This window comes from Afipia sp. Root123D2, assembly GCF_001425835.1.
GTDB lineage: Bacteria > Pseudomonadota > Alphaproteobacteria > Rhizobiales > Xanthobacteraceae > Afipia.
This window is the reverse complement of sequence record NZ_LMDP01000001.1, coordinates 1,553,344-1,565,716: the sequence shown is the minus strand read 5'-3', so window position 1 is coordinate 1,565,716 and position 12,373 is coordinate 1,553,344. Positions and strand designations below refer to the sequence as shown.

Annotated in this window: 13 protein-coding genes and 1 tRNA gene; 8 read left to right on the top strand and 6 right to left on the bottom strand. The window is 61.2% G+C overall.

Going from position 1 to position 12,373, the window contains the following annotated elements; genetic code table 11:
• Positions 1-4: 4 nt before the first annotated feature.
• Genes ASC80_RS07590 through recJ form a run of 3 tightly spaced genes read left to right on the top strand, consistent with a single transcriptional unit; the run spans position 5 to position 3,079 of the window.
• A complete protein-coding gene (locus ASC80_RS07590) occupies positions 5-454 on the top strand; it encodes a GNAT family N-acetyltransferase (protein WP_056294599.1) in 450 nt (149 codons plus the stop codon).
• A gap of 9 nt (positions 455-463) precedes the next feature.
• On the top strand, positions 464-1,177 hold the full coding sequence (locus ASC80_RS07585; RefSeq protein WP_056294596.1) for a haloacid dehalogenase type II: 714 nt from the start codon (positions 464-466) through the stop codon (positions 1,175-1,177).
• A gap of 60 nt (positions 1,178-1,237) precedes the next feature.
• Complete coding sequence (gene recJ, locus ASC80_RS07580) at positions 1,238-3,079, top strand: single-stranded-DNA-specific exonuclease RecJ (RefSeq protein ID WP_056294593.1); 1,842 nt, start codon at positions 1,238-1,240, stop codon at positions 3,077-3,079.
• A 3-nt stretch (positions 3,080-3,082) separates the two neighbouring features.
• Here recJ and ASC80_RS07575 read toward each other — a convergent pair whose 3' ends face one another.
• The 3 genes from ASC80_RS07575 to efp all read right to left on the bottom strand — a co-directional run bounded on the left by ASC80_RS07575 (position 3,083) and on the right by efp (position 6,682).
• A complete protein-coding gene (locus tag ASC80_RS07575; protein ID WP_056294588.1) occupies positions 3,083-4,321 on the bottom strand; it encodes a lytic murein transglycosylase in 1,239 nt (412 codons plus the stop codon).
• A gap of 64 nt (positions 4,322-4,385) precedes the next feature.
• Complete coding sequence (locus ASC80_RS07570) at positions 4,386-6,026, bottom strand: M23 family metallopeptidase (RefSeq protein ID WP_056294586.1); 1,641 nt, start codon at positions 6,024-6,026, stop codon at positions 4,386-4,388.
• Between the two features lie 89 nt (positions 6,027-6,115).
• Positions 6,116-6,682 (bottom strand): elongation factor P, encoded by a 567-nt coding sequence (gene efp / locus ASC80_RS07565; RefSeq protein WP_056294584.1) that lies wholly within the window; start codon positions 6,680-6,682, stop codon positions 6,116-6,118.
• 135 nt (positions 6,683-6,817) lie between these two features.
• Between efp and epmA the strand changes: the two genes are divergently transcribed.
• Genes epmA through ASC80_RS07545 form a run of 4 tightly spaced genes read left to right on the top strand, consistent with a single transcriptional unit; the run spans position 6,818 to position 9,427 of the window.
• A complete protein-coding gene (epmA, locus tag ASC80_RS07560) occupies positions 6,818-7,870 on the top strand; it encodes an EF-P lysine aminoacylase EpmA (RefSeq protein WP_056294581.1) in 1,053 nt (350 codons plus the stop codon).
• On the top strand, positions 7,867-8,940 hold the full coding sequence (locus ASC80_RS07555; RefSeq protein WP_056294577.1) for a lysine-2,3-aminomutase-like protein: 1,074 nt from the start codon (positions 7,867-7,869) through the stop codon (positions 8,938-8,940). The genes epmA and ASC80_RS07555 overlap by 4 nt, the downstream gene beginning before the upstream one ends.
• Positions 8,933-9,127, top strand: a complete 195-nt coding sequence (locus ASC80_RS07550) for a hypothetical protein (RefSeq protein WP_056294575.1) — start codon at positions 8,933-8,935, stop codon at positions 9,125-9,127. The genes ASC80_RS07555 and ASC80_RS07550 overlap by 8 nt, the downstream gene beginning before the upstream one ends.
• A 24-nt stretch (positions 9,128-9,151) precedes the next feature.
• Positions 9,152-9,427 carry a hypothetical protein gene (locus ASC80_RS07545; protein WP_056294572.1) on the top strand — a complete coding sequence of 92 codons (276 nt, stop codon included), beginning with the start codon at positions 9,152-9,154 and terminating at the stop codon, positions 9,425-9,427.
• 4 nt (positions 9,428-9,431) lie between these two features.
• Here ASC80_RS07545 and ASC80_RS07540 read toward each other — a convergent pair whose 3' ends face one another.
• From ASC80_RS07540 to ASC80_RS07530, 3 genes are all read right to left on the bottom strand, one after another.
• Positions 9,432-10,004, bottom strand: coding sequence for an HdeD family acid-resistance protein (locus ASC80_RS07540; protein WP_056295759.1), 573 nt, complete (start codon positions 10,002-10,004; stop codon positions 9,432-9,434).
• A gap of 84 nt (positions 10,005-10,088) precedes the next feature.
• Positions 10,089-10,865: a cyclase family protein gene (locus tag ASC80_RS07535; protein ID WP_056294569.1), complete on the bottom strand. Its 777-nt coding sequence runs from the start codon at positions 10,863-10,865 to the stop codon at positions 10,089-10,091.
• Between the two features lie 34 nt (positions 10,866-10,899).
• Positions 10,900-11,889: a fumarylacetoacetate hydrolase family protein gene (locus ASC80_RS07530; RefSeq protein ID WP_056294566.1), complete on the bottom strand. Its 990-nt coding sequence runs from the start codon at positions 11,887-11,889 to the stop codon at positions 10,900-10,902.
• Positions 11,890-12,246: 357 nt separating this feature from the next.
• On the opposite strand from ASC80_RS07530, the gene ASC80_RS07525 reads away from it, so the two are divergent.
• Positions 12,247-12,321, top strand: a tRNA-Glu gene (locus ASC80_RS07525).
• Positions 12,322-12,373: the final 52 nt, after the last annotated feature.

The following is a 12,373-nucleotide window of genomic DNA, read 5'->3' as shown; positions in this document are numbered from 1 at the left end:
CCCGATGTCCGAGCGTGTATTGATCCGTCCGGTTGGCGAGGATGAACGCGCGGCATGGGAGCCGCTCTGGCAGGACTACCTCACGTTCTACAAGGCAACGCTTCCGCCTGAGAATACCGACGCGGCGTGGAAGCGTTTTCACGATCCCGACGAGCCGATGTTTCTGCTCGGGGCGTATGTCGACGGCAAGCTCACGGGCATCGTTCAGTATCTTTTCCATCGCTCGACGTGGACGCCCGGAAGTTATTGCTACCTGCAGGATCTATTCGTCTCCGAGAGCGGACGCGGTCATGGCGTCGGCCGCGCGCTGATCGAGGCGGTATACGAGAACGCCAAGAAAGCCGGCGCAAGCCGGGTCCATTGGCTGACCCAGACCACTAACGCGCAGGCGCGGATTCTCTACGACCAGGTCGCGGACAATTCGGGCTTCATGCAATATCGCAAAATTTTCTGAGGACACGCGATGGCTCCCGGGGTCAAGGCATTGCTGTTCGATGTATTCGGGACCGTCGTCGACTGGCGCAGCAGCCTGATCGCCGACTTCACAGCCTGGGGAAAAGCCAAAGGCATCGATGTTGACTGGGTGCCGTTGGTCGATGCCTGGCGCGGCGCATACATGCCGTCGATGGACGAGGTGCGCAAGCATCCCGAAAACGGTTTTGTCATTCTGGATACGCTCCAGCGGCAATCCGTGGAGCCGTTGGCCGCAAAGCTTGGCATCACCGGCCTGACGCCCGCAGATTTCGATTATCTCACCAGCGGCTGGCATCGCCTCGACCCGTGGCCGGATAGTGTCTCCGGCCTGACTCGGCTCAAGACAAAATTCATGATCAGCCCGCTGTCGAACGGCAATGTGGCGCTGCTGGCGAACATGGCCAAGCGCGCGGGCCTGCCGTGGGATCTGGTGTTGAGTGCCGAGGTGTTCGGCCACTATAAGCCGGATCGCGAAGCCTATCTCGGCGCCGCCCGCATCCTTGGCCATCAGCCGCATGAGGTGATGCTGGTTGCAGCCCACAACAACGACCTCGCGGCCGCCCAGTCGTTCGGGCTAAAGACAGCTTTCATTCCGCGCCCGACCGAATATGGCCCGCTTCAGAAACGGGATTTTGGTCCGGAAGGAAAATGGGATTACGTAGCGAAGGACCTGAACGACCTGGCGGCGCAGTTCGGCTGCTAGATCGTCGGCCGGTACCTGTTCTTGAATTGCATAACACCGTCATTATTTGCGGATTTGCTCATGACGCCCCCTGTATCCGCATTGCCCATTGAAGCGCCTCAGGCCTTTCTGGGCGTCGCCTATTCCGCGACAGGCAAGCTGTGGCGCGACCGGCTTGATGCACGCGGTGCGGCGCGGGCGCTTGCGATTGCGCAACGCCACGACCTTCCCGAAATGCTGGCGCGGGTGATCGCGGGGCGGGGCATCGACATTAATGCGGTCGATGATTTTCTCGATCCGACCATTCGCAAGCTGATGCCGGATCCCTTCACGGTGACGCAGATGGAAGCGGCGGCAAGCCGCATTTCAGATGCCGTCGCGCGCCGAGAGAAGGTGGCAATTTTCGGCGATTATGACGTCGACGGCGCAACTTCCGCAGCTTTGCTGACCTGGCACTTACGCCATTGTGGGCTCGATCCATTGATCCACATTCCGGATCGCATCTTCGAGGGTTACGGCCCGAATGTTGAAGCGATCCGTAGCCTTGCCGACAAGGGCGCAAAACTCCTGATCACGGTCGATTGCGGCACCACCAGCCTCGAGCCCCTTGCGGAAGCCAAGCGGCTTGGGATGGATGTGGTGGTGATCGACCATCACCAGTGCGGCGATGAACTTCCCGTGGTCGATGCACTGGTCAATCCGAACCGGCCGGACGATCTCTCGGGACTCGGACATCTCGCTGCAGTTGGACTGGTGTTCGTCACGCTGGTGGCCGTCAACCGCGAACTCCGCAAGCGCAATTTCTGGGCTGCGGAGATGCCGGAGCCGGACCTGCTCGGCGTGCTGCATCATGTCGCTCTTGGCACTGTCGCGGACGTGGCACCGCTGCTCGGGCTTAATCGCGCTTTTGTCGCCAAGGGCCTGATCGCGATGCGGCGCCGAGATCATATTGGCCATACCGCGCTGATGGATATCGCGCGCCTGAACGGCCCGCCGGAAGCCTGGCATCTTGGCTTCATGCTCGGGCCGCGTATTAATGCCGGCGGGCGTATCGGCCGTGCCGACCTCGGCGTCCGGCTGCTTCTGGAGGGCGACATTTCGGAAGCCGCCCGCATCGCTGCGGAGCTCGACCGCCTCAACACCGAACGCCGCGTCATCGAGCAGATGGCGGAGGCGCAGGCCGAGGCCGAGGCGATGGCCTCACTCGGCCTCGAAGACAAGGGTGCGGTCATCGTGACTGCGTCCGAAGGCTGGCATCCTGGCGTCGTCGGGCTGGTCGCCTCGCGGCTCAAGGAAAAATTCGGCCGACCAGCCTTTGCCATTGCGCTGGAGCCGGGTGGTCTCGGCACCGGCTCGGGTCGCTCCATCACGGGCGTCGACCTTGGCAAGGCTGTGCGGCAGGCGGTGCAGGACGGCGTGCTGATGAAAGGCGGCGGCCATGCGATGGCAGCGGGCGTGACGCTGAAGAAGGAACGCCTCGCCGAATTTCGCGCTTATATCGAGGCCGCGCTGGCGGCCGATGTGGCGGAGGCGCGTCACGTCAACGAGCTGTTCATCGACGGCGCGGTCAGTGCGCGCGCGGTGACGACCGATCTGGTCAATACGCTTAACCGGGCCGGGCCCTTTGGTAGCGCCAATCCGGAGCCGCTGATCGCGCTGCCGTCGCATCAACTGGTCTATGCCGACGAAGTGGGACAGGCGCATCTGCGTGTCCGGTTCAAATCCGGCGACGGGGCTATGGTCAATGGCATCGCGTTTCGCTCGGTCGGCCAGAAGCTCGGTAACGCACTGCTCGAAAATCGCGGCCAGCCGCTGCATGTTGCCGGATCGCTGACGGTCGATCGCTGGCAAGGTGCGGAGCGCGTGCAGTTGCGCGTCACCGATGTGGCGGTGCCGAATCCCGAACCAACGCTTATCCGGTAGCGGCTAAGTGCCCTGCCGCAGGCGTGCGAGCACCTTGAGGCCGCCATAGCCGTCTGCCGGCGATAATCCGGCCTTGATCTGGAAATCCTTCACAGCCTTCATGGTATCGTTGCCGACGCGGCCGTCGGTGCCGCCGGTATCGAACCCGGCCTTAGTCAGCCGCGTTTGCATTTCCTGCACTTCGGCCAACGTCAGCGCGCGTTCCGAGCCGGGGAACGGGTGGATGAACGGCCCGTCGCCGAGGATACGGTCGCCGAGATGAACGATCGCCAGCGCGTAGTTCATCGACGGATTGTAGCTTTTCACCGCGTAGAAATTTTGCCCCAGCAGGAATGACGGACCGCCTTGCACCGGCGTCCACAACTGCGCCATGTCGCTAGGCCGTGGAAACGATTTGCCGTCGGCGCGGGTGACCCCGGAGGCCGCCCAGTCGGTATAAGAACGTTTGCCGCCCGCTCCGCTGCTGCTGCGCACCTCGTAACCCCAATGTTCATTGCGGCGATATTTTCCGCGATTGACGAGATAGCGCGCACTCGACCCGAGCGCGTCTGCGGGACTACCGAATGGTGACACGCGTCCGTCGCCATCATAGTCGAACCCGACATTGAGCCAGACTTCCGGCATCCATTGAGTGTGCCCCATGGCGCCGGCCCACGACCCGCGCATTTCGTCCGGAGTGCTCCAGCCTTTGTCGACAATGCGCAACGCGTTGATCAGTTCGGTTTCCCAGTAAGATCGTCGGCGCGGCTCGCGCCACGCCAGGGCAGCAAGCGAGGGGAAGACCGGGCGCATATGGTTCTTCTGGACCAACGGATCGCCGAACGCGGTTTCGACGCCCCACAGTGCGAGCAGAGTGCCGCGTTCGACGCCGAAATCCTTTTCGATCCGCGAGAACAGCGCGCCGTATTTTTGCAGCGCGACCTTGCCCGCTTCCATACGCCAGTCGGAGACACGGCGGTTGATGTATTGCCAGAGTTGCTCATGAAACTCTGGCTGCTTCTTCATTTTTGCGAACACGCTCATGTCGGGCTCGATGCGGCCCATCACGCGGGTGTAGGTGGCGTCGGATACGCCCTTGGCGCGGGCGCGTGCACGGAAGGCATCGCGCCATTGATCGAAGCCTTCCGGCGCCGCGGCCGCAGCTTCCACTGTCAAAACCAATGCACTCGCGCTCGCCGCGCCAATCAGAATATCGCGGCGCGTCACCGAAGTCGGAAAAAGACGGGAATCGGGTTTGCTCATGAGAACAGTCTAGCGGCGGCAACGTGGTTCCCGCAAAGCCCAATCCGCCGCAGGCCGCGGTCACTTAACGGCTGACGGCGTCTGCCGCTTTGGATTCGGCCGGTTCCGCATGCGCGATGGCAGGCTTGTCAGGCGAGGGCGGCGTATATTCGCGGCCATGGCCTCCGATCAAACGCTCATAAGCCGAGATCAGTGTGACGTAAGGATTGACCCACAGCCAGCCGTCGCGCGTGAACACCTGAACGTCGAAATGCAGATGGCTTGTGGTCCCGCCGACATAATCCTGGAAATTCGCCACCATGCCGATTTTCTCACCCTCGGCTACGCGACGTCCGTGCAAGACATGATCGGCATCGAGATGCACCGGGTTCATGTGCATGTAGCGAAATCGGATGTGCTCGTTGCGGGTGTTGATGACGAGGTGCACCGCCTGCTGCTTCGCTCCGCGGATGATGGTGCCGTCACGCACCGCGACGGCTGCGAAAAGGCCGGGCAGACAGCGGTCGGCACCGTCATTTTTCATTGAACAGGAGGGTGGACGAATGTCCTGACCCTGATGACCGTAACCGTTGGCGCATTGTCCGACTTCGAAATCGCGGGTTTCGCAGAAATTATCCTGCCAAGGGTAGCTATAGTTTTCCTTGGCGGATTCATCGAACACCAGCGGCTTGTCGTTGCGCTTGCAACGATAGTGATCGCCTTTTACCGGTCGCCATCCCGCCCGCCCGGTGTGATAGCAATCGCCCCAGTTCATGAACGATTGCGAGTTCGCATAGGCTGGTGCATCAGCCAGTGGAAAGCGGATCTGCGCGTACACTGTATTGTCGCGATGACCGGGCTGACTCTTGTAGCCGCTGTTGGCGATGATTTCGCCGGAGCGCCGGTAGGTGAAATCCGGCGACGCCGCGATCGGCCTTTCGGCGCGTTCCGATACAATGTTGGGGCGCGATGCAGCAGGCATCCCGCCAGTCACGCGCAGGGCTTGCAGGAAATGCTCTGCGACCGCCGAGGCTTCGCGGCAGGCCAGCCGCTTCTTGCGCGGGGCGCTATCGAGGCAATGAATGAAAACAACATAAGGAACGCCGAAGCGCGTGAACGCGTAGCGGACGAAGCCTTCACGGATGACGCGGCGTAGATCGGGGTACTGCGACGCCAGTGATTTGACCGGCGCACCCTGGCCGCCCCGCGGATCATCAATGTCGTAGAGCAGGAGCGAGCCGGTGATCTGGACTTGAACCGGTTTCGCATAGACGCGGCGCGGCAAGCTCTCTCCATCGCCGGGCTGCAGTGTGAACACAGCATCATAGCCCGCAGGGCCGGCATCAAACATGCTGGCGGGCTGAAACCCGGCTTGATAGTTCGTCAGCGACGAATTTGGCGGCGTGGCAGCAGTACGCTCCGTCACGAATTTCGCGGTATCGAACGGAAGCAGCACCGGCACCGGGCTGCGATTGATACCAGGGAAGATATCAGAGGTGATTGCGTTAAGTTGCCGCCACGCCGGTGAGGGCTGCTGGTCCGGCCGCCGAAATCGGCGACCGGCCATAAACGTGAAGCGCTCCGCGCTTGCCGCGAGCCTGGCAGTTTCAGCCCTGAGCTGATTGACGGCGGCCCGCCAATCCGGCTGTACGACGGAGATCGGCGGCGTTCTGAATTCGTCGGCGCGGCTGTCGCGGAGGCTTCCGGGTGAAAGCGTCGCTGCCATGGCACCGAGGAGGCATCCGGCAATGTGGCTGGATGCCCTGTTTCCCCGATCTGCAGCGCGCCCCCGCGTCAAATCAACTCCGTCAGCTATTAGTCCTTGGCACGTTCGACGTACGAGCCGTCCTCGGTCAGCACGACAATACGCGTTCCGGTACCGATATGAGGTGGCACCGCCGTTCGCACGCCGTTGGACAGCATTGCCGGCTTGTAGGACGACGATGCGGTCTGGCCCTTGGTGACGGGCTCGGTTTCGACGACTTCGAGTGTGGCGCGCTGGGGCAGGGTGATGGAGACCGCAATGTTTTCGTGGATCGAAAGCTTGACGGTCATGTTCTCCTGCAGATACGGCGCGGCACTGCCGACAACGTCCTTGGGGACGAGAAGCTGGTCGTAGTTCTCGTTGTTCATGAAATGGAAGCCATCGCTGTCTTCGTAGAGGTAGTTGAAGTCGCGATCTTCGACGAAGGCGCGCTCGACCTGATCGGTGGTCTTGTAGCGTTCGGAGATCTTCACACCGTCGCTGATTCGGCGCATTTCGATCTGGCTGACCGGGGTTCCCTTGCCGGGGTGGATGTTCTCCGCGGTCAAGACGACATATAGCTTGCCGTCCTGCTCAATGATGTTGCCCTTGCGGATCGAACTGGCGATGACTCTCACAGATAAATTCCCTGATGTTCGAAGCCGGGCGCCGAATGGATTCGGTGCTGGGGCCGGCCGGGTAGTTTCGGGCCGCAACATACTGATTTATCGCGTATATGCCAGCATTTTGCGCCAAAACCGGGCTTTTGGGCCATGAAGCCGGTGGATGTGCCCTCGCCATGGTGGATTCCGCAGCGTTATCAGGATCGCAAACCGTTCCTGCAGGCGCGGACGGCCATTACCCGGGCCACCCGGGCGTGGTTCGAGGCCGAGGGGTTCACCGAGGTCGAAACCGGCGTTTTGCAGGTTTCACCGGGCAACGAGACCCATCTCCATGCGCCGGCGACGGACCTGCTGTCAGCGGCAGGCGAGACATCGCGACGCTACCTGCGGACATCTCCGGAATTCGCCTGCAAGAAGCTGCTGGCGGCAGGTGAGAACAAGATCGTGGAGTTTGCTCGCGTGTTCCGCGATCGCGAGGGCGGCGCATTGCATCTGACCGAGTTCACGATGCTGGAGTGGTACCGCGCCAACGAAACTTATGAGGCGGTGATGGCTGATTGCATCACCGTCATCGCGCATGCGGCGCAAACCACCGGCACCGGATCGTTTTCGTTTCGCGGCAAGACGGCGGACCCGTTCGCCGAACCGGAGATGCTCACGGTGGCTAATGCCTTTGTGCGATTTGCCAAGGTCGATCTGCTTGCCACCATTGTGGGAGAAAGCACCGATCGTGATGCGTTGGCACACGCGGCGGCAGACATTGTTCGTATCACGCCCGATGACACCTGGTCGGACATCTTCAGCAAGGTGCTAATCGAACATGTCGAGCCGCACCTGGGGCAGGAGCGGCTGACCGTGCTTTATGAATATCCCTCACCGGAAGCAGCACTGGCGCGAGTCAAATCGTCTGATCCGCGTGTCGCAGAACGGTTCGAAATTTATGCCTGCGGGGTCGAACTCGCCAACGGCTTCGGCGAACTGATCGACGCAAATGAGCAGCGGCGACGATTCAGCGCCGCGATGGATGAAAAGCAGCGGCGTTACGGCGAACGCTATCCGCTCGACGAGGATTTTCTCGCAGCGGTTTCACAGATGCCGCCGGCCAGCGGCGTGGCGCTCGGTTTCGATCGGCTGGTCATGCTGGCCAGCGGTGCTACACGTGTCGACCAGGTGATCTGGCAGCCTCCTGCAGGAGCATCATGAAAGTTTCCACCGTCCTTCGCCGTCCTGAAGAGCTTGTGGCTCACGGCCTTGCGCCGCACGAGACGCTTGCCGATCTTGAACGGGTGGCCGCGCGTTATGCCGTCGCTGTCACGCCGGAGGTCGCCGGGCTGATCGACCCCTCCGATCCCAACGATCCGATCTCGCGGCAATACATTCCCGACGCGGCAGAACTCGTTATCCAACCGGGTGAGAACGCCGATCCGATCGGCGACCATCCCCATTCGCCAGTGGAAGGCATTGTCCATCGGTATCCGGACCGCGTGCTGTTCAAGCTGGTGCACGTCTGCGCTGTCTATTGCCGCTTCTGCTTTCGGCGCGAGATGGTGGGGCCGGGGAAAGAGACGGCCTTGTCCACGGAAGCCTATCGCAACGGTCTCGAATATATCCGTGCTCATCCGCAAATCTGGGAAGTGATCCTGACCGGCGGCGATCCGCTGATGTTGTCGGCGCGGCGCTTGCGCGAGATCATGTCCGATTTGGCGGCAATCGCGCACGTCAAGGTCATCCGCATCCACACCCGCGTGCCGGTCGCAGATCCCGCGCGGGTCACCGATGAGGTCGTCGACGCCTTGCAAACGGCGAATGCGACGACGTGGGTCGCGGTCCATGCCAACCATCCGCGCGAGCTCAGTGAGACTGTACAAGCGGCGATCGCACGTATGGCAGATGCGGGAATTCCGCTCGTCAGCCAGTCTGTGTTGTTGCGCGGTGTGAATGACGACGCCGCGACACTGGCGGCCTTGATGCGCGGCTTTGTGGAATGCCGGATCAAGCCTTACTATCTTCATCATGGCGACCTTGCGCCGGGGACCGCGCATTTGCGGACGACGATCGAGGAGGGGCAGGCCCTGATGCGAGAGCTGCGCGGCCGGGTGTCTGGCCTCTGCCAGCCGGACTATGTTCTCGACATTCCCGGCGGCAAGGGAAAGGTGCCGATCGGCCCGGAATATCTTTCGCGCGAACGTGAAGAACAGCCGACATACCGTGTCGTTGATTATTGCGGCGATGTTCACAAATATCCGCCTCGAGGGTCTACTCTGGATGAGTGACAACAAGCCGCCAGAGGACGATGATAATCGCGGTCTTGAGAATATTGTGATGCTCGGCTTTTTTATCGTGTTGGTGGCCGCGGGAATCTGGTTGCTTGGGACGATGGCCGATGTTCGCAAGGCCCAGGATTGTACCGCGCAAGGCCGCAGGAATTGCGGAACAATCGAATTACCGGGTCGTTCTTAAGGAAAATTTCGCAGGAGACGTAACATGCGAAAACTGATCGTTCTGACTTTGAGCGTGTTTGTCGCCGGCAGCTCGTTGGCGCTCGCGCAAGGTGCCCGCGGCAGCGGCCCGGCGTCGTCGGGTCCTGCCAATCCGACTGTGCCTCCGTCGCTCTCGCCGGATTCTCGTGTCACTGGATCGGCGCCCGTCGGCCATGCTCAGCCGAGACGGGATGCGGTCCCGTCCGAGAACAACCTCCAGGAGTCGGCGGAAGACAGGGAACTCAACCGCAAGATCAAGAGCATCTGCAGAGGCTGCTGAGCGCTCAGGGCTTCCGCGCGGCCAGTGCCATCCCGATCAGCGACGTGCCGCCGAAAACCAGGTTGATGCCGACCAGCAGACCGATAGCCCACGCGGCGGAGCCGGGCAGGCCTGTGATGATCATGCCTGCGATCAGAATATCCACCAGACCTGCGGTCATCAGCCAGCCCCAGCGGCCGGTCAGTTCGCGTCTGTGCTCGATGGCATACATGATGGTCGCGACACCTTCGGCGACGAAATAAGCCCCGAGGATGATCGTCAGGGTGAGGGTCCCCTGCATCGGTCGCCAGAGCAGGACGACGCCAGCGGCAATGGCAACGACAGCCGACAACAAGGCCCACCAGAAGCCGGGAGCCTCCCGTGCCGAAAAGGTCAGGAACAAGCCGACCGCGCCGCTGATCAGGAACATCCAGCCGAGAAAGACCGCAACCGCGATGCTGGCCAGCGGTGGCACGATGATGGCGGCCAGACCGATAATGACGAGGACGATGCCCTCGATCAGAAATCCCTTCCAGTGCGCCTGAACGGCTTCTTTCATTCTGGTTTGAAGGCGATCCATATCCTGGGGCGTCGTCATGGAAATCTCCATTCTGCGGAATCGTGACCGGCCGGATTCGAGCTTAGCTCTCATCAAGCCTGACGTGCGGAAATTTTACCGACCTCAGGCGTCGATAATGGCAACCGCTCGGGTCCAGCCGGCAGACGCGCGCTCGATCTTGACCGGAAAACACGACACCGTGAAACCGGTGGAGGGAAGCAGTTCAAGATTGTGTAATTTTTCGATATGGCAGTAACCAATGTGGCGCCCCGCCTTGTGCCCCTCCCAGATCAGGCTTGCGTCTTTGGTTTCGGCATATCGTTTCGCCGTAAAGACGAACGGCGCATCCCAGCTCCAGCCGTCGATGCCCGTCAGCCGCACGCCGCGTTCGAGCAGATACATCGTCGCCTCGTAACCCATGCCGCAGCCCGAGTTGACATAGTCCGGCTGGCCGTATTTCGCGCCGCCACTGGTATTGACCACGACGATTTCGAGCGGCTTCAGCGTATGGCCGATCCGCTTCAGTTCGTTTTCGACATCCTTGGCGGTCGCGACATAACCGTCCGGGAGGTGACGGAAGTCGAGTTTAACACCGGGCTGGAAACACCAATCCAGCGGCACTTCGTCGATGGTCCATGATCGCTCGCCGCGATTCATTGTCGGGTGGAAATGATACGGCGCGTCGAGATGAGTGCCGTTATGCGTCGACAACTGAACGGTCTCGACCGCCCAGCCCTGACCATCCGGAAGATCCTCCTTCTTGAGGCCGTCGAAGAACTGCAGCATCCGCGGCAGCCCCTGCTGATGATCGATGTACTGGATCGTCGGGTGGTTACCCGGCGGATCAGCAGGCACATCGTTCTGCAGAGGAACGGAAATATCGATCAGTCTGCGGACCATCGGAGGGGTCTCCTGCTGCGGCGCATGCGAACGATTACACGTCCTGCCGTTCGACCTTGTTCCTGAGAATGCCGATCTTCTCGACCTCCAGCTCAATGGTGTCGCCGTGTTCGAGATACCAGCCAAGCTCGAGGCCGCAGCCGTTGCCGACCGTGCCAGAGCCGATGAATTCGCCCGGCATCAAGGTCTCGTCCTTGGTGACGTGCGCGATGATTTCCTCGAACGGAAACAGCATCCCTTCGGTCGTGCCCTGCGAGCGCATCTTGCCATTGATGCGCGCTTCCATCTTCAGCTTGTAGGGATCTCCGATCTCGTCGGGAGTCACGATCCAGGGGCCGAGCACGTTGCCGCCATCGAAGCTCTTGCCCTTGGCCGGGCCGAGGCGGCCTTCCATTTCGACCCGCTGCGCGTCTCGCGCGGAGAAATCGTTGAAGATGGTGTAACCGAAGATGTGATCGCGCGCCTTCGATGCGGAGATATTGGCTCCCTTGTTTTTGGTGATGATGCCGAACTCGAGTTCGTAATCCATCACCTTGCTGTAGCGCGGCCACTTCACCGTGGTGTTGGTGCCGCGGACGCTAAAGCGGTTGGTGATGTAGAAGATCGGCTGCTTGCGATAAACCTCGGGAAGTTCGCCGAGCGGTTCAGCTTCGATACGCGCCAGTTCCTCCATGTCGTTCTTCGCGCGCGCTGCAAGCTTTCGCTGCCCGCGCGGTGCTTGCAGGATGTGCAGCGGGAAGGACATGCCGTCACGCATCTGCCGAGGCTCGGGCAGGGGCGCCAGAATGTCGGTGCCGGCGACCGGAACTGACAGATCGCTGTCCTTACTGTGACGATCGAACAGGCTGCGAGCAGCATCGAGCGCAGTCTCGCCGGCATCGATCAGCGCCAGCATCGAGGCAAAAGCGGGATTGTCGGCACCGGAGCGCGCGGCAGCGGCGGCGAGATCGAACACGCGGGCGTCGTTGTCATGAACGATGCCGATCTTGTCGCGGCCACTGACTCGAAAGGTAGCAAGTTTCATCAGGTGCTCCGGTTGTGTCGGGGTGCGGCTCCAGCTAGCGCGCGTGTCATGGTCGGACGGCGCGCAATCGGGCTGGGGCTAGTTGCCGTTCGAATAGCGGTGGATGTGCTGTCTCGCCCGGAGTGTGCCTCATGAGCGCAATCTTTCTCAAGCCGCACGACGATCTGAGGGAACAGCCGCCGGGGTGCTTGCCGCTGCCGTCAAACGCCATTATACGTTGCGGCGCGTCGGCCCGATTCTGGTCGCGTCCGCCGCCAGACTCATACCAAGATGTTGATTTGGTGCGGTTATTTGCTGATCAGTAGCGAAACGACCGGGTGCGGCAGGCTTGCCTTCCGCCGTCTTGTCAGCCTTTTCGCTCCCTTCGTCTATCGGTTAGGACGCCACCCTTTCACGGTGGAGAGAGCGGTTCGATTCCGCTAGGGAGCGCCAGCAAATTCAATGGCTTACCCTTAAAATCTGCAATTCAACCTGAGCAGTCGCC